The sequence below is a fragment of the Streptomyces sp. NPDC002076 genome, from assembly GCF_053593835.1.
The window spans coordinates 51587-68552 of sequence record NZ_JBSFDI010000001.1; the positions used below are offsets into that span (position 1 = coordinate 51587).

Here is a 16966-nt window from a genome sequence, read left to right on the forward strand (position 1 = left end):
AGGGCCCAAGAGCGCCTGAACGGCCCGCGAAAGGGGGACTGGCAGTCCCTCGGTCCGGCTGTCCCCGGGGCGAAGCGGACCCCCCGGAAGTCGATCAGCAGCCGATTCCGGTGCTGAAGTGGAACGTGTCGAGACCGACCGGGGCCGGGCCGCCCCGGTCGGCCCCTGTTCGCATCGCACGAAGGGAACTCCAGTGTCGGACACCAAGACATTCCTGATCACCGGCGTCAGCACCGGCCTTGGCCGCGCACTCGCGCGCGCGGCGCTGGCCGCGGGCCACCGGGTGGTGGGCACGGTGCGCACGCCCACCGACGCACGGGCCTTTGAGGCGCTCGCCGGCGACGCTCACGCCCGCATCCTGGACGTGACCGACCATGTCGCGGTGGGGACGGTCGTGGACGAGACCGAGCGCGATCTGGGCCCGGTCGACGTACTCGTCGCCAACGCCGGGTACGGCCATGATGGCCTCTTCGAGGAGTCGTCGATGGATGACCTTCGCCGTCAGTTCGAGGTGAACGTCTACGGAACCGTGGCGGTGATCAAGGCCGTGCTGCCGCACATGCGAAAGCGCCGTTCGGGCCACATCATCGCCGTCACCTCGATGGGCGGGCTGATCACCATGCCGGGCCTCAGCTTCTACCACGGCAGCAAGTTCGCGGTGGAGGGCATCCTCGAAACGCTCGGCAAGGAGGTCGCCGATTTCGGCATCCATGTCACCGCCGTCGAGCCGGGCAGTTTCCGGACCGACTGGGCCGGCCGCTCGATGGTCCGCGCACCCCGTGTGATCGCCGACTACGACGAGCTGTTCGAGCCGCTGCGCGCCCGGCGCATCCACGGCAGTGGGCGCCAGCCGGGCGACCCGGACAAGGCCGCGGCCGCGGTGCTGCGCATCGTGGCGGCCGACCAGCCGCCGACGCGCCTGCTGCTCGGCACCGACGCGCTTCGCCTCGTCCGGGCCGGACGCGACGCCTTCGAGCGCGACATGCTGGCATGGGCCGAGCTGTCGGCCTCCACCGACTTCGACGACGTCAGCCGGTCCGCCTGACGTCACTCGCTGTCGGGCCCCCAGCGCGGGGCCTCGACCGGCGGCCGTCATCACCAAGCCGGCCCGCTCTTGGTCCACCACAGCCGGCCCTGCTCGTAGCCGTTCACGCCGCCCAGCACCCCTCGTAACCGGGGGAGGTCAAAACTCGAGCCAGGGCCTGTCTGACAGTGCCCAGGGCCGTATCGGCGGCGTCCATGAGGGCGGTGTGGGGCGCGGTCCAGGACACGCCGTCGCCGGCAGTCTCGCTGCGGCGCGGATCGAGGCGATCGACTGCTTGCTCGCTCCATGCCCGGATGACTGATGTCTGCTCGGGGGTCAGTGAGTCGAGGAAGTGGCGGCGAATGTTGCCGCCGTGCACGAGGACGGCACTCTGGGCGGCACGGCGCCCTCGGCGGTCAGCCTGATCCCCGACGCGAAGAGCACGGTGGAAGGTCCGGCACGCTCGGCGGCCGACCAGGCACTGGGCCGCTCCCGCGGCGGGCCGACCACCAAAGTCTCCCGGTCCCCAGGCCGCCGAGCACGGTGCCCATGGCGGACCGGGTGCGGTCTTCTTCACCCGGCCACAGGTGGGCGTGGATCCGCGCAAGGCCGACAGGGAAATCGCCTGCGCCGCCGAGCGGCGCGAGCAACGTGCGGGCGTTCAGCGACGAGCCGGTACCGAAGAGTTGCTCGAACGAGTGCCGGCAACCGCGACGCCCGGCCTCGCGCGCGGCGCGGCCGTCACTCGGTGTGCAGGACGCGGGCGATGGTCTGCCGGGCCGCCGCGCGGGCCGGCAGCATCGCGCCCAGTGCGGCGATCGCCACCCCGGCCAGCGCCAGGAGCGCCATGGAGCCGGGGTGCCACACGTCCAGCATCCGTGCCGGGAAGGCGAGATGAGCGCTGTGCTCGGTCAGGGGGATCACCACACGGTAGGCCTCGACTCCCAGCGGCAGCCCCAGGACCCCGCCGACCAGACCGAGCCCGGCCATGGACACCACCAGCATCACCGTGACCTGCCGTGGCGTCATGCCGATCGACTTCAGCATGCCGAGGTCGCGCTGGCGCTCCCGGGCGCTGAGTACGACGGTGTTGAACACGCCCATCGCGGCGACCAGTGTCAGCATCAGGGTCAGCGTGGCCGCGGAGCTGATCACCGTCACCGCCCCGGCGTTGACCGAGGGCTGCTCGGACGGGTAGAGCCCGGGATCGACGGCGCGAACCGCCTTCGTATAGGCGCCGTCCTCGGCTCCGGGGGTGAGCCGCACCCGGTACTGGTTGGCCCGCGCGTCCGGTGCCAGGGCGGTCACCGTCGCCCAGTCCGCGCGCACGAAGTCCGACGGCCCGGCCATGACCTCCCCGACCAGGGTCACGCGCTCCGTCCGGCCGCCCGCCGTGCCCAGCGTGAACGAGTCACCGACGCGCAGACCGTACTTGGCCAGGAACCTGCCGGAGGCCACCACCTCGCCGGGCCCGTGCGCCCACCGGCCCCTGGCCAGGTCGTCCTGGAGGGTGGACCGGCCCCCGCGCGCTCCCTCGATCGTCACGTCCTGGCTCTGCCCGAGCATCCGCACCTGGAAGTAGCCCACGGCGGACACGTCCGCCGCATGGGGCAGAGAGCGCAGCAGCGTCTGTGTCGCGGCGTCACCCTGGTGCGGAGCGGTCTCCCCGAACCTGGGCTGCCCGGCATAGACGACCACCTGCGTCCTGTCGGCGCCTTCGACGGCCTTGCCGTAGGAGACCATGGTGGCCGACAGGCCGGTGGCGAAGGTCACCGTCGCCACCCCGAGCAGTACGGCGGAGACCGTGAGCAGTGCCCGTCCAGGCCGGGCGAAGGGCAGGCCCAGGCCCAGCGTCACCGAGCGCGGCAGCCGCACCCCGCTCAGCCACCGCTGCACCGCCGGCCGCCGGCCGCCACCGGGGGCGCTGCCCGCGCTGATCGCCCGTGCCGCGGAGAGCCGGTGCGCGCGCAGCGCCGGGATCAGCGCGGCCAGCAGCACGACCGCGGGCATGCCCAGCGCCGTGGTCATGTACACCCAGGAGCCGACCGTCGGCCTGACGTTCACCGTGCCGAAGTCGGCGCCGTAGAAGACCTGGTGCAACAGCGGCCGGGCAACCACCGCGCCCAGGGCCGTGCCGATCGCCGCGCCCGCCGTCGCCGGGACACAGACCATCACCAGGTAGACCGCGACCACCTGGGCCGGTGTGAATCCCACGGACTTGAGCACCCCGATGTGCCGGAAGCCGGACACGACGGCACCGCTCACCACATTGGCCACGATCAGGACCGCCACCAGCAGGCCGAGGATGCCGAAGGCCATGAGGAACGGCACGAAGGCGTTGGGCTCGGCCGCGAGCTGCGCCTTCAGCGTCAGATACGACTGGTGGGCGACCAGCGATCCGGGCGGCAGGCCGGCGCTCACCGTCGCGGTGTCCGCCGTGATCTGCCGGGCCGTCGCGGCCCGGTCGAACCGGTACAGCATCTGGTACGTCGTCGGGTGCAGGGCCCGGATCTGCCGTGGGGAGACCCATGCCTGCGCGGTCCCGCTGACGCCGGAGGCGAGGCCGACGACGGTCAGCGGCGCCAGCCCGGGCAGCCGGATCCGCTTCCCGATCGGAGAGTGCGGCCCGTCGCCCAGCCCGGGCGCGTCCGGAAGCTCCAGGACGAGCTGGCCGGGGCCGGTGGCCCAGTGCCCGGCGAACAGGTCCAGCCGGTCGACCGGGCCGCCGGGGCCCGCCCGGCCCACCACGGTCAGCGGGCCGGGCCCCATCCCGGGCAGCTCGGCGACCGCGCTCCGCGGCAGGTCGACCACCGCTTCCGGGAACGGCCCGGCCGAGGCCCGTACGCCTGGACGGTGCGCGGTCCGCGCCAGCTCCGCGCCGGAGACCTTCGTCGCGTCGAACGTGGCGACGACGTGCGCGCCGTGCGCCTGGCCGAAGATCCGGTCGAACGGCCCGGACGCGGCGTCCAGCAGCCCGAGGGCGACCACGAGGGCCGTGCTGGAGACGAGGACGACCACCGCGATCACGGTGGTCTGCAGCCGGCGGCGGCGCACGGCCGCGCGGGATGCCCGCCACACCGCGCTCATGCCGACCGCTCCAGAGTCCGCTCGCCGGTGATCCGGCCGTCCGCCATCATCACCAGACGGCCGGCGCAGCGGGTGGCCAGCGTCTGGTCGTGCGTCACCAGCAGCAGGGTCTGGCCCAGTTCGTTGAGGTCGATGAGCAGGTCCATCACCTGCTCGCCCGCGTGGCTGTCCAGCGCGCCGGTGGGTTCGTCCGCCAGCAGCAGCGCGGGGCGGTTCATCAGCGCGCGGGCCACCGCCGCCCGCTGGCGCTCGCCGCCGCTGAGCGCGGCCGGGTAGACGTTCCTGCGGTCGGCGATGCCGAGTTCGTCCAGCAGCTCCAGTGCCCGGCGCCGGGCCTGACGGGTGGGCGTTCCGGTGAGCTGGGCGGCCAGGGCGACGTTGTCGATCGTGGGCAGGTCGTCGATGAGGTTGAAGAACTGGAAGATCATGCCGATCCGGCGGCGCCGGAAGAGCGCCAGCCCGGTCTCGTTCATCGCGCCCAGGTCCTCGCCGTGCACGCGCACCTGGCCGGCGCTCGGCCGGTCAAGGCCGGCGATCAGGTTGAGCAGGGTGGACTTGCCGCAGCCGGACGGCCCCATCACCGCGACCGCCTCACCGGCGCCGATCTCCAGCGACACTCCGTTCAGGGCGACGGTGTCGCCGTACTCCTTGCGCAGGCCGCTCACCCGGACGACTTCCTGCTCGCGGACGGCGGCCGGACCGGCCCCCGCAGTCGTGCCGCTGATGTCTTCGGTGGTCATGGCTGGGACGGTAGGCGGCGTGGGCAGCCCCGGGCGTCGGCCCCCGGAGGTATCCCGCGTCGGCGGTCATCCTGGCGATGTACGGGCTGGGTCGTAAGAGGGACGCCCGCTCGTCGGCTGCCTGGCACGATGGGCGGCGTGTGGAGATCGGAGACGGGGCCGCTGCTCATCGCCCTCGCGACGGTGAGCCTGGTGTCGGCCGGGGGCACCGCCCTGCTGCTGGCGCGCGCTCACCGCCGCCACCGCAAGCTCCTGGAGGACCGGCGCTGGCTGCTGGAGCGCGAGCGGGAGGCTGCCGCCCGCACGGCGGTGGCGGCCGAACGTGCGCGTATCGCCCGGGAGTTGCACGACATCGTCAGCCACAAGGTCAGCCTGATGGTCGTACAGGCGACCGCCGCCCGCGAGGTGCTCGCCGCCCTGCCGGACGCGGCGGAGACCGCGCTGCAGGCCGTGGAGGGCGCCGGACGCGACGCGATGACCGAACTGCGGCATCTGCTGGGCCTGTTGGCACCGTCGCCGGACGGCGACGACGACCGGACCGAACGCGACGGCGAAGGAGACCTCTCCGGACTCGCCCCGCAGCCCAGCCTGCGTCAACTGGGCACCCTCGTCGACCGGATCGCCTTCGCCGGCCTCCCGGTCGAGGTGCGCATCTCCGGGGAACCGCGCCCGCTGCCGCCCGGCATCGACGTCACCGCCTACCGGATCGTCCAGGAGGCGCTGACCAACGCGCTCAAGTACGGCGACGGGGGCACGGCGACCGTGACGGTGCGGTATTCCGACCACGGTCTGCGGGTCGAGGTGCTCAACAGCGGACCGAGCGTGCTGTCCGCCGGCCCCGCGAGCACGGGCGCCGGATCGGGCAGCCGCGAGCGCCGGGACGACGGAGCGGGGCGCGGCCTGATCGGTCTGCGCGAGCGCGTCGCCGTCTACGGGGGCCACTTCGACGCCCGGCGCCGCATCGGTGGCGGGTACCGTGTCCGCGCCCGCATCCCCCTGGAGCGCCCGTGACGCAGCCCGCCGCCGACCGCCGCATCCCCCACGCCCCGGGCCGGATCCCGGACACCCAGGGGCCGGGCCCGAACCGGAGCAGGGAAACCGCCGCCCCGCGAGTGCTCATCGCCGACGACGAGGAACTCATCCGAACCGGCTTCCGCCTCATCCTCACCTCGCGCGGCATCGAGGTCGTCGGCGAGGCCGCGGACGGCGTACAGGCCGTCGCGGAAGCCGAACGGCTGCGCCCCGACGTCCTTCTGATGGACATCCGGATGCCCCACCTGGACGGCCTGGAGGCCGCCAAACGCGTCCTGCGGCTGCTCCCGCACTGCCGGGTCCTCATGCTCACCACGTTCGACCTCGACCGCTACGTCTACGCGGCGCTCGCCGCCGGGGCGAGCGGCTTCCTGCTCAAGGACGTCACCGCCGCCCACCTCGCCGCGGCCGTACGACTCGTGAACACGGGCGACGCGCTGCTCGCCCCCTCGATCACCCGCCGTCTGGTCGAGCGCTACGCGACCACCCACGAGGCCGACCGGGCCGGCCCCGTGCGCCACCCCGCCACTGCGCCGGCCACGGCCCGCACCGCCTCGATCCACCGCGACCTGGCTCCGCTGACCCCCCGTGAACGCGAGGTCCTGACCCTGATGGGCCGGGGCCTGTCGAACACCGAACTCGCCGGCGCCCTCACGCTCAGCGAGGCCACCGTGAAGACCCACGTCGCCCGGATCTTCGCCAAGCTCACCCTCCGCGACCGCGCCCAGGCCGTCGTCCTCGCCTACGAGACGGGCCTGGTCACCCCCGGCGACTCCGCCGCCGGCTGACACCGCGCCCTTGGGAGACGGTCAAGGACCGCGCCCGCGCCGGCGCTCTGGGATGTGGAGCAGGGCGGTGCCGCCGGGATCGAGGCGCGGGTGGTCGATGCCGCCGAGGCTGTCGCCCTGGCCCTACACCGCGAGCCAGGCCGCCCGGTCGGGACCCAGCCGGCCGTCCTCGACGGGGCCGCTGGTCAGCAGGATCGCGGTGTGCTCGGGCAGCGGGTACGGCTCGGTGGAGAGGTTGACCACGCAGACGAAGCCGGGGTCGCGGCGGAAGGCGAGGACTCCGGCGGGGGCATCCAGCCAGGTGAGGGTGCCGTCGCCGAGGGCGGGATGCTCGCGGCGCCGCAGCAGCGCGGCGCGGTAGAGCTCCAGCATGGAGGTCTCGTCGCCGGTCTGCGCCTCGACGGTGCGCGCGGCCCAGTCCGCGGGCTGCGGCAGCCAGGGTGCGGCGGAGGCGCCCTCGGGGCTGAAGCCGTACGGTGCGCTCCGCCCGGACCAGGGGATCGGCACCCGGCAGCCGTCGCGGCCGCGGTCGGTGTGGCCGGAGCGTTCCCAGACGGGGTCCTGCAGCACCTCCTCGGGCAGGTCCTCGACCTCGGGCAGGCCGAGTTCCTCGCCCTGGTAGACGTAGGCGCCGCCGGGCAGGGCAAGCATGAGCAGGGCGGCGGCGCGGGCGCGGCGGGTGCCCAGGTCGAGGTCGAGGGGGCCTTCGGGTTCGTACCGCTCGTTGGCCACCCAGCGCTTGGCCGCCCTGCGGCCGTACCGGCTGGCGTGGCGCATGACGTCGTGGTTGGAGAGCACCCAGGTGGCGGGTGCGCCGACCGCGCCGAGCATGGCGAGGGAGTCGTCGATGACCGTGCGCAGGTCCTTGGGGTCCCAACTGGACATCAGGAAGTCGAAGTTGAACGCGGTGTGCAGGCCGTCTGCGCGGACGTAGGCCGCCAGCCGCTCGGGGGTGTCGGCCCACGCCTCGGCGACGAAACACCGGTCGCCGGGGAACTCGTCGGCCACCTTGCGCCAGGCGCGGTAGATGTCGTGGACCTCGTCGCGGTCCCAGTGCGGGTGGTCGAGGTGGTGCCGGCGCCGGCCGACCCCGGCCGGAGGCGGCGGCAGGTCGGGCAGTTCGGGGTGCTTGATCAGTCCGTGCGCGACGTCGATACGGAAACCGTCCACGCCCCGGGCGAACCAGAACCGCAGGATCGACTCGAACTCCGCCCGCACCTCGGGGTGCTGCCAGTTCAGGTCGGGCTGCTGCGGGGCGAAGAGGTGCAGGTACCACTCGCCGTCGGGCAGCCGGGTCCAGGCCGGGCCGCCGAAGGAGGAGACCCAGTCGTTGGGCGGCAGGTCGCCGTCGGGGCCGCGGCCGGGGCGGAAGATGTAACGGTCGCGTTCCGGGCTGCCCGGGCCGGCCGCCAGCGCCGCCTGGAACCAGGCATGCCGGTCGGAGGTGTGGTTGGGCACCATGTCGGGGATGACGCGTATCCCGTGCCGGTGGGCTTCCTCGATGAGCCGCTCGGCCTCCTGCACGGTGCCGAACAGCGGGTCGATCGCGCGGTAGTCGGCCACGTCGTAACCGTGGTCCGCCTGCGGCGACTTGTACCACGGGTTGATCCAGAGGGCGTCGACGCCCAGCGCCTTCAGGTACGGCAGCCGGGAGCGGATGCCGGCGATGTCACCGACGCCGTCCCCGTCCCCGTCGGCGAAGCTGCGGATGTAGACCTGGTAGATGACGGCGCTGCGCCACCACGGTGCGGTGCCGGACATGCTGCTCCTTAGGAGTGGACGAGGGCTTACTTCGCGGCACCGGCCGTCAGGCCGGCGACGATGCGGCGCTGGAAGAGCAGCACCATGACCACCAGCGGGATCGTGACGAGGACGCCCGCGGCCATCTGGCTGCCGAACGGGGTCTCGTACGTCGTGGCGCCGGTGAACTTGGAGATGGCGACCGGTGCGGTCTGCATGTCCGGCCGGTTGGTCATCGACAGGGCGATGAGGAACTCGTTCCAGGCGGCGATGAACGTGATGATCGCGGTGGTGAAGATGCCGGGCGCGGCGAGCGGGACGATGACCTTGCGGAAGGCCTGGCCGCGGGTGCAGCCGTCGACCATGGCGGCGTGCTCCAGCTCGTCCGGCATCTGCCGGAAGAAGGTGGTCAGGTTCCACACCGCGAGCGGCAGTGCGAAGGACATGCTCGGCACGATCATGGCCTGGTAGGTGTTGATCCAGCCGATGTCCGTGAACAGCTTCAGCAGCGGGACCACGATCGACACGACCGGGAACATCGAGGTGGCGATGATCAGGGTGAGGATCAGCCGCTTGAACCGGAACTCCAGCCTCGCCATCGCGTAGGCGGTGAACGTGGCCAGCAGCAGCGCCAGCACGGTGGTGACACCGGCGACGACCAGGCTGTTGAGCAGCGCCCGGGTGAAACCCTGGGAGGCGCCGAACAGCGACCGGTAGTTCGCGAACGACACCGGTGTCGGGACGAGCGAGGTGTCGAAGATGTCGGAGGTGCGGCGCAGGCTGGAGACCAGCATCCAGTAGAAGGGGGCCAGGCAGTAGGCCACCACCGCGGCAACCCCCACGTACAGCAGGCGGCCGCGCCACTTCGCCGTGGTCGTCATGCCGTCACCTCCGTACGGCGCGCGAACACGAGCCTGGTCTTCGTCTTCCGGCGGCCGCCGCCGGTGTCGCCGACGAGATCCGCGCCCAGCAGCCGTACGAAGGCGAGCGCGATGAGGAAGACATACAGGAAGAGCAGGACCGCGTAGGCGGAGGCGGGCCCGAAGCGGACGTTGGACGCCTCGTTCTGCGCCAGCATGGACAGGGTTTCCACCGAGTTCTTCTGCGCGCCGATCAGGATGTACGGCAGGTCGAACATCCGCAGCGCGTCCATGCAGCGGAACAGCATCGCCACCAGCAGCGCGGGTTTCACCAGGGGCAGCGTGATGTGCCAGAACCGGCGCAGCGCGCTCGCCCCGTCGATGCGGGCCGCCTCGTAGACCTCGTTCGGGATGACCTGCAGTCCGGCCAGGACCAGCAGCCCGATGAACGGGGCGGTCTTCCACACCTCGGCGACGATGACCGCGACCTTGGCGTGGAAGCCCTCGGTGGTCCACAGGATCTGGTGGCCGATCAGGGCGTTGGCGATGCCGTCGCTGTTGAAGATCCACCGCCACAGCAGGGCGGAGATGGCCGTGGGCACCGCCCAGGGGACGAGGATGCTCGCCCGCACCAGGGCCCGGCCGCTGAACGCCCGGTGCATGATCAGGGCCATGACCACACCGATCACCGTCTCCAGTCCGACGGTGACGACGGTGAAGAAGCTGGTGTTCCAGAAGGCGTTCCAGAACCGGTCCCCGGCGGCGCCGAAGATGTCGGCGTAGTTCTTCAGCCCGACGAACGGCTCGGTGCTGCGGATGAAGCCGGTCCTCGGGTCGAGACCCTTCGGTCCGTACAGCGACTCCCTGAGCGCCATGAGCGTCGGGTAGAGCACGACGACCGTCAGCACCAGCAGCGTCGGGGACACCAGCAGGGCCGCCATCCGCCCGGCGCCGGCCGTGGCGCGTGCCCGGGGGCGGGACCGCCGGCCTGTCACGGTCGTACCGGACCGGCGGTGGGGCTCGGCCGCCGCGGGTCCGTGCGGCATCTCGATGTCGGTCATGGCCCCGCTCCTCACTGCCCCGTGGACTTCAGCAGCTCCCGCTGCAGGTCCTTCAGCGCCTGTGCGCTGCTCTTGGTGCCGGTCAGCGCGGCGTACGCCTCCTGCTGGACCGCCGAGGTGACATCGCCGTACTGGACGACGCGCGGGCGGGGCACGGCGTGCAGGATCGACTGCTTGAGGACCGGGAGGTACGGGTACTGCCCGGCCAGTGCCGCGTCGTCGTACAGGTCGGCGTACGGCGGGGCGAGGGAGGCCTTCTCCAGGAAGGTCTTCGCGGTGGCCTCGCTGCTGTAGAACTTCATGAAGTCCAGGGCCGTCGCCTTGTTCTTGGCGAAGGACGACAGGGCCAGGTTGTGACCGCCCAGGCTGGAGGCGCCGGGTCCGTTCAGGCCGGGCAGCGGCGCGACGGCGTACTTGCCGGCCAGCTTGCTCTTGCCGGCGAGCGCGTACATGTACGGCCAGTTGCGCAGGAAGACCAGCTTGCCGGCCTGGAAGGCCTGGCGGCCGTCCTCCTCCTGGTAGGTGATGGCCTCCTTGGGGATCGTGGCGTCCCGGAAGGAGCCGGCCAGGAAGTCCAGTCCCTTCTTCGCCTCGGGGGTGTCCACGTCGGGCTTGCCGTTCGCGTCGGTGACGACGCCGCCCGCGGAGTTCACGGCCTCGGAGAAGTTGACCGTCAGGCCCTCGTACTTCTGGAACTGCCCGGCGTAGCAGGACACGCCCTTGGCGGCGGGCAGCTTCTTCACCTTGGCGCAGTCGGCCTTCAACTCGGCCCAGGTCACCGGGGCCTTGCCGATTCCCGCCTGCTTCAGCAGGTCGGTGCGGTAGTACAGCATGCCGCCGTCCGAGCTGGCCGGGGCCGCGTACAGACCGCCGCGGTACTTGGCCGTCTCCACCACCGGCTTGAGCATCCTGTCCAGGGGGAACTGCTGCTCGGGCAGCTTGTCGATCCACTGGTGCGCGGCGAACTCCGACGTCCACACGACGTCCAGAGAGAGCACCGTATAGGCGTCGGACTTCGTCTCGGCGTTCTGGATCATCTGCTGGCGCTGCGCGTCCGCGTCCGTGGGCAGCTGGATGAAGGTGACCTTCTCCTTCGGGTGCAGCTTGTTCCACTGGTCGAGGACCGGCTGGACGGCTCCGGTGGTGTCCTTTCCGGCCACGTAGGTGATGGGGCCGCGGCCGGTGAACGAGGTGGGCCCGGACTGCCCTGCGGAGCCGCCGTCGTCGGACGAGCCGCAGGCGGTGAGGAGGAGTCCGGCGGCGGCGAGCGCGGCCGAGCATCGAAGGGCTCTGGCGGTTGTGGTCTTCACTGTCTCTCCTGGTCGTGCGGAACCTGAGGCGACGCTGTTGTGAGACTGCGTTGTCACAGCAACTTCTTAATCAAACACGCAGGTCAAAGCACATGGAGCAAGTACATGGGGGACGGCTTTGACCCCTCCGAGACAACGCTTGCACGCTAGGAGCGAGGTAAGCGGAAGTCAATGCGTTACTTCCCGGTAACGAGTGGAAATCAGGGCGCCGGGCTTGTGAAAGCGCTGTCACAACCAGCGTCGACAGCGGGCCTTTTGTGCTACGGTCCGGCACATGCCTCCAGCTCAGCGACACCCGACGATGGCTGACGTCGCCGAACGGGCCGGGGTCTCCACGTCCACCGTCTCGCGGACCCTGCGCGGCCTGACCACCGTCTCGCCGGAGGTGCGCGCCCGTGTCGAACAGGCCGCCCGCGAGCTGAACTTCGCCGTCTCCCGGCAGGCCGCAAGCCTTGTCACGGGGAAGACCGGGACCGTGGCGGTGCTGGTCCCCACACTCAACGCGTGGTTCATGGGATCGGCCCTCTCCAGCCTGGCCCCGGTGCTGCGGGCCGCGGGGATGGAGCTGACCGTCTATGTGATACCCGACCTCGCCGAGCGCACCTCGTTCTTCGACCGGCTGCCCGCCCGCCGGAACGCCGACGCGCTGCTGGTCTTCTCCTTCGACCTCACCGAGGAGGAGACCGACCGGCTGGACACCCTCGGCATGCCGGTCATCTACGTCAGCCAGCATGTCGACGGCCGCCCCAGCGTGTACGTCGACGACGTCGCCGGCGCCCTGCACGGCACCCGGCACCTGCTCAACCTCGGGCACCGGCGGATCGCGTTCATCAAGACGGTGGGCGCGAGCGGCTTCTCCTTCAGCTCCAACGAGCGGCTGCTCGGCTATCAGCAGGCGCTCACCGAGGCGGGCATCCCCCTCGACGAGAACCTGGTGGCCGGGCTCCCGGTGGGCGACAAACGCGCCACCGCCGAAGCGCTGGGGAAGCTGCTGAGCCTGCGCGAGCCGCCCACCGCCGTCTTCGCCGAACAGGACGAGGTCGCCGTCGCCGTCATCCGGGCCCTGCGCCGGACGCACATCGAGGTACCCACGCAGATGTCCGTCCTGGGCTTCGACGACCAGCCGGTGGCCGACTGGTTCGACCTGTCCACCATCGCCCAGTCACCCTCGGACATCGGCCGCGAGGCCGGCCGGCTGGCCCTGCGGCTCATCGACGGCACCGAGGCGGACCAGCCCGACCAGCCCGACCGGGCGGACCACAAACAGCACATCGTGCTGCCCACGCATCTGATCCCGCGGGCCACCACCGCGCCCGTCCCGCACGGCGACCGGGACGTCGACGGCGAACTCCCGCGCGCCTGAGGCTTTCTGCGTACGCGTTCGGAGAACGGGTACGGTCGTGCGTTCGGCAACGGGCCCGGTCGGTTTCCCCTCGACCGGGCCCCTGCCGTCCGCGTATCCGCCGTCAGTGGAACTGCGGCACGATCAGACAGATCCCGTACACCACCACCGCCGCGCAGGCGAGGAAGCACAGGGCGGCCTGGACCCGGCCCGCGGTGGCGGCTCCGGAGCGGCCGGCTTCGGCGGCGTCGGCTTCGGCCCGGGACAGGCCGAGGACGCCGAAGGTGAAGACGACGACCAGGGCGACCGTGACACCGAGACTGACCACGGCAACCTTGCCGAGGGCGGACCAGTCGACATGCATGGGGACTCCCGGGGGTTCAGGCGGCCGAGCCGACGTTCGTCGGGCTCGGGGCGCGGAGGGTGACCTCGTGGTGGTCGTTGACGTTGTCGGCGCGCACCGGATTACGGCGGGACGCGGCGACGATGACGGCGGCGAAGGCCAGGGCGACCAGGGCGATGACCGCCGTACCGAGATTGCCGCCGTGCTTGACCACGCTCGCCGCGAGGCCGCCGACCAGCGCGGCGGAGGGCAGGGTGATCAGCCAGGCCAGCACCATACGGCCGGCCACGCCCCAGCGGACCTCCGCGAGCCGGCGGCCCAGGCCGGCGCCGAGGATGCTGCCCGAGGCGACCTGGGTCGTGGACAGCGCGAAGCCCAGGTGGGCCGAGGTGAGGATCACGGCCGTGGAAGCCGTCTCGGCGGCGAAGCCCTGCGGTGACTGGATCTCCGCCAGACCCTTGCCCATGGTGCGGATGATCCGCCAGCCGCCCAGGTAGGTGCCGAGGCCGATGGCGAGGCCCGCCGAGCCGATCACCCACACCGGCGGACCCGCGTCATGGCCGAGCGCGCCCGCCGAGATGAGGGTCAGCGTGATCACGCCCATGGTCTTCTGCGCGTCGTTGGTGCCGTGCGCGAGGGAGACCAGGGAGGCGGAGGCGACCTGGCCGAGGCGGAAGCCCCTGGTCACCGACTCCTGGCGGGCGCGGGCGGAGAGCTTGTAGGCGAGGTAGGTGGCGACCAGGGCGGCCAGGCCGGCCACCACCGGAGAGGCCACGGCCGGGATCAGCACCTTGTCGACGACCTTGTCGAAGTGCACGGCGCCGGAGCCGGCGCCGACCCAGACCGCGCCGATCAGACCGCCGAAGAGGGCGTGGGAGGAGCTGGAGGGCAGTCCGGCGAGCCAGGTCACCAGATTCCACAGGATCGCGCCGACCAGCCCCGCGAAGATCATCGCCGGGCTGACCAGGGAGTCGTCCACGATCCCGCCGGAGATCGTCTTCGCCACCTCGGTGGAGAGAAAGGCCCCGGCGATATTGAGGATCCCGCTGATCAGGACCGCTACGCGCGGTTTGAGTGCGCCAGTCGCGATGGAGGTGGCCATCGCGTTCGCAGTGTCGTGGAACCCGTTCGTGAAGTCGAACGCCAGTGCCGTGACGATGACGACCGCCACGAGGAACGTGATGTGGTCCATTCTCCAAGGCAAGCAAGAGAGAGCCAATGCACGGGGAACCGAAGGCGAACGGCGTGTCGAATATGGGGAAGCCTGTTGTGCAGTCCTGTGCGAAACCGTTGCATCCCGCGGTGTCGGTGCCCTGTGCCAAGCTGTGGACGTGACCCTGGAGGACCTCAGACAGCTGCGGCGCGTGCGCGACCGCATGGACCGGGAGTACGCCGAGCCGCTCGACATGACCGAGCTGGCCCGGGGGGCCCATATGTCGCCCGGCCACTTCCAGCGCAGCTTCCGCAAGGCCTTCGGGGAGACGCCGTACAGCTATCTGATGACCCGCAGGATCGAGCGGGCCAAGGCGCTACTGCGCCGGGGCGATCTCACCGTGACCGAGGTGTGTCTCGCCGTGGGGTGTACGTCGCTGGGCTCCTTCAGCTCCCGCTTCACCGAGCTGGTCGGGGAGACTCCGAGCGCCTACCGGGCTCGCGACCACGAGGAGAGCGCGGTGATCCCGTCCTGTGTGGCCCGTACGTTCACCCGCCCCCGCCGCCGCCCGTACTGAACAGCACGCCTCCCGACCGCCTCGGCGTGAACGGCTCACTACACCCCGCACCGCCTCGCCGACGACTCCGCGCCGCCGCCCTCAGCGTCCCCGCACCGGCCCATCCCACCCACCGCCGCCTCCACCCCCCGTCCCCCGACCGCCGACCGCCGACCGCCGACCGCCGACCGCCGCCACAGCGTCCCCCCAGCCGTCCGCACCGGCCCATCCGCCTCCATTGCCGCCACCGACCCGCCGGCACCGCCGTCCTCGGTCCCCCCTGGGCACCACCGCACCGCTGCCCACGATCCCCGACCGCCGTCCTCGATGCCCCCTTCACATCCAGGCGCCCACACCTCCGGTCCCCTCCCCTCCCCCTCCCCCCTCCGGCGCCGCCGCCTGTCGGCTCGCGCGCTTCGGCGCGGATGGGCCTAGCGTGAGCCCATGGACGTGAAACTCAAGAACTGCTTCATCGCGGTGGATGACCACGACAAGGCGCTCGCCTTCTACCGTGACGTGCTCGGCCTGGAGGTCCGCAATGACGTGAGCTTCGAGGACATGCGCTGGGTGACGCTGGGCTCGCCGCTGCAGCCGGACGTCGACATCGTGCTGGAGCCGCCCGGCGCGAACCCGGACGCCTCCCCCGCCGACCGGCAGGCGATGGCCGAGCTGCTGGCCAAGGGCATGCTCCGGGGCGTCATCTTCACGACCGAGGACTGCGACGCGCTGTACGAGCGGGTGCGGGCGTCCGGCGCCGATGTGCTCCAGGAGCCGACGGACCAGCCGTACGGTGTGCGTGACTGCGCCTTCCGGGACCCGGCGGGCAACCAGCTGCGCTTCCTCCAGCGCCTCGCGGAGTGAGTGCCCCGGCTGAATTCCCGGAGTCCGTCGAGGAGTTCGGACCTACACTCCCCACATGATCATTCGCTGGACGTACGCCTTCGCCGACCGCCCCGCCGGCCGGCTGCCCGAGGCGCGCGACTTCTGGACGGCCGTCACCGGCACCCGGGCGTCCCGGCCCCGTGGCGAGCGCGGCGAGTTCCTGACCCTGCTGCCCGAGGGGGCGGCCGGGACGGACCCGTGCGTGAAGCTCCAGGGCGTCACCGAGGGCGACGGCGGCGCCCATCTCGACCTCTGCACCGAGGACGTACGGGAGTTGACCGGGACGGCCCTGGAACTCGGCGCGGCGCTGGTGGCGGACCACGGCGACTGGGCCGTACTGCGTTCCCCAGCGGGGCAGTTGTTCTGCGCCGTGCCCTGGCACGGAGAAAGGGTACGGCCGCCGGTGGTGGCCGGCAGCCGACTGGACCAGGTGTGCCTGGACATCCCGCCGTCGGCGTACGCCGCCGAGTCGGACTTCTGGGCCGGTCTCACCGGCTGGGAGCGGCTGAAGGGGTCCCGGCCGGAGTTCGAGGTGCTGAGGCCGCCGGCGGGGCTGCCCGTCCGGATCCTGCTCCAACGGCTCGGCGAGGAGCGCGCCGCCTCCGCCCACCTCGATCTGGCCTGCACGGACATCGCCGCCGTCCGCGCCCGGCACGAGGAGCACGGCGCCGTCGTGGTGGGCGGCGGCCCGCACTGGACGGTGCTGCGCGACCCGGCGGGCGGCGTCTACTGCCTGACCGGCCGCGACCCGGAGACCGGCGGCCTGCCGGGCGGGGGTCGGCGAGCCGTCGTGGCGTAGCGGCACACGGCCGCGGCGTGCCCGGCTGCCGCCGCCCGATCCGCCGGCGGACTCGGCGGGCAGGAGCGGTCGTCGCCCAGCGGCTGCTGCCGCAGGCGCCGCGCCGCGGCCGGAGACGGGCCCGCCCCATGACCGCCGTCCAATGGCCGCCGTCCCATGGCCGCCGTCCCATGGCCGCTGTCCCAGACCTACGCCCCTGCGGCCGGGCGGCTTCCCGGAGTACGACCGTGACTCCTCCCACGGCCACGG

General features: G+C 71.9%; 15 protein-coding genes. 7 read left to right on the top strand and 8 right to left on the bottom strand.

What is annotated here, in order from left to right:
• Window positions 1-193: 193 nt before the first annotated feature.
• Window positions 194-1045, top strand: coding sequence for an oxidoreductase (locus ACWCQS_RS00230; RefSeq protein ID WP_451002398.1), 852 nt, complete (start codon window positions 194-196; stop codon window positions 1043-1045).
• A 720-nt stretch (window positions 1046-1765) separates the two neighbouring features.
• On the opposite strand, the gene ACWCQS_RS00235 is transcribed toward ACWCQS_RS00230, so the two are convergent.
• Together ACWCQS_RS00235 and ACWCQS_RS00240 are read right to left on the bottom strand one after the other, a co-directional pair.
• Window positions 1766-4111, bottom strand: coding sequence for an FtsX-like permease family protein (locus ACWCQS_RS00235; RefSeq protein WP_451002399.1), 2346 nt, complete (start codon window positions 4109-4111; stop codon window positions 1766-1768).
• Window positions 4108-4851 (bottom strand): ABC transporter ATP-binding protein, encoded by a 744-nt coding sequence (locus ACWCQS_RS00240; RefSeq protein ID WP_451002400.1) that lies wholly within the window; start codon window positions 4849-4851, stop codon window positions 4108-4110. The genes ACWCQS_RS00235 and ACWCQS_RS00240 overlap by 4 nt, the downstream gene beginning before the upstream one ends.
• Before the next feature lie 129 nt (window positions 4852-4980).
• Between ACWCQS_RS00240 and ACWCQS_RS00245 the strand changes: the two genes are divergently transcribed.
• Window positions 4981-5862, top strand: coding sequence for a sensor histidine kinase (locus ACWCQS_RS00245; RefSeq protein WP_451002401.1), 882 nt, complete (start codon window positions 4981-4983; stop codon window positions 5860-5862).
• A gap of 44 nt (window positions 5863-5906) precedes the next feature.
• Window positions 5907-6671 carry a response regulator gene (locus ACWCQS_RS00250; RefSeq protein WP_451002993.1) on the top strand — a complete coding sequence of 255 codons (765 nt, stop codon included), beginning with the start codon at window positions 5907-5909 and terminating at the stop codon, window positions 6669-6671.
• A 123-nt stretch (window positions 6672-6794) separates the two neighbouring features.
• On the opposite strand, the gene ACWCQS_RS00255 is transcribed toward ACWCQS_RS00250, so the two are convergent.
• The 4 genes from ACWCQS_RS00255 to ACWCQS_RS00270 are packed head-to-tail and all read right to left on the bottom strand — an operon-like array spanning window position 6795 to window position 11642.
• Window positions 6795-8432: a glycoside hydrolase family 13 protein gene (locus ACWCQS_RS00255; RefSeq protein ID WP_451002402.1), complete on the bottom strand. Its 1638-nt coding sequence runs from the start codon at window positions 8430-8432 to the stop codon at window positions 6795-6797.
• A 26-nt stretch (window positions 8433-8458) separates the two neighbouring features.
• Window positions 8459-9292, bottom strand: coding sequence for a carbohydrate ABC transporter permease (locus ACWCQS_RS00260; protein WP_451002403.1), 834 nt, complete (start codon window positions 9290-9292; stop codon window positions 8459-8461).
• The gene (locus ACWCQS_RS00265) at window positions 9289-10332 is read right to left on the bottom strand and encodes a carbohydrate ABC transporter permease (RefSeq protein ID WP_451002404.1); all 1044 of its coding nucleotides are present in this window, start codon (window positions 10330-10332) and stop codon (window positions 9289-9291) included. Before ACWCQS_RS00265 ends, ACWCQS_RS00260 begins: the two co-directional genes overlap by 4 nt.
• 11 nt (window positions 10333-10343) lie before the next feature.
• Window positions 10344-11642 carry an ABC transporter substrate-binding protein gene (locus ACWCQS_RS00270; RefSeq protein WP_451002405.1) on the bottom strand — a complete coding sequence of 433 codons (1299 nt, stop codon included), beginning with the start codon at window positions 11640-11642 and terminating at the stop codon, window positions 10344-10346.
• Between the two features lie 274 nt (window positions 11643-11916).
• Between ACWCQS_RS00270 and ACWCQS_RS00275 the strand changes: the two genes are divergently transcribed.
• Window positions 11917-13005 (top strand): LacI family DNA-binding transcriptional regulator, encoded by a 1089-nt coding sequence (locus ACWCQS_RS00275; protein WP_451002406.1) that lies wholly within the window; start codon window positions 11917-11919, stop codon window positions 13003-13005.
• Between the two features lie 103 nt (window positions 13006-13108).
• On the opposite strand, the gene ACWCQS_RS00280 is transcribed toward ACWCQS_RS00275, so the two are convergent.
• Complete coding sequence (locus tag ACWCQS_RS00280) at window positions 13109-13348, bottom strand: hypothetical protein (RefSeq protein ID WP_451002407.1); 240 nt, start codon at window positions 13346-13348, stop codon at window positions 13109-13111.
• 16 nt (window positions 13349-13364) lie between these two features.
• Window positions 13365-14519, bottom strand: a complete 1155-nt coding sequence (locus ACWCQS_RS00285) for an anion permease (RefSeq protein ID WP_451002408.1) — start codon at window positions 14517-14519, stop codon at window positions 13365-13367.
• Between the two features lie 139 nt (window positions 14520-14658).
• Here ACWCQS_RS00285 and ACWCQS_RS00290 point away from each other — a divergent pair, with 139 nt between their 5' ends.
• From ACWCQS_RS00290 to ACWCQS_RS00300, 3 genes are all read left to right on the top strand, one after another.
• Complete coding sequence (locus ACWCQS_RS00290) at window positions 14659-15057, top strand: helix-turn-helix transcriptional regulator (protein WP_451002409.1); 399 nt, start codon at window positions 14659-14661, stop codon at window positions 15055-15057.
• A gap of 423 nt (window positions 15058-15480) precedes the next feature.
• Window positions 15481-15897, top strand: a complete 417-nt coding sequence (locus ACWCQS_RS00295; protein ID WP_451002410.1) for a VOC family protein — start codon at window positions 15481-15483, stop codon at window positions 15895-15897.
• 55 nt (window positions 15898-15952) lie between these two features.
• Window positions 15953-16717: a VOC family protein gene (locus ACWCQS_RS00300; protein ID WP_451002411.1), complete on the top strand. Its 765-nt coding sequence runs from the start codon at window positions 15953-15955 to the stop codon at window positions 16715-16717.
• Window positions 16718-16966: the final 249 nt, after the last annotated feature.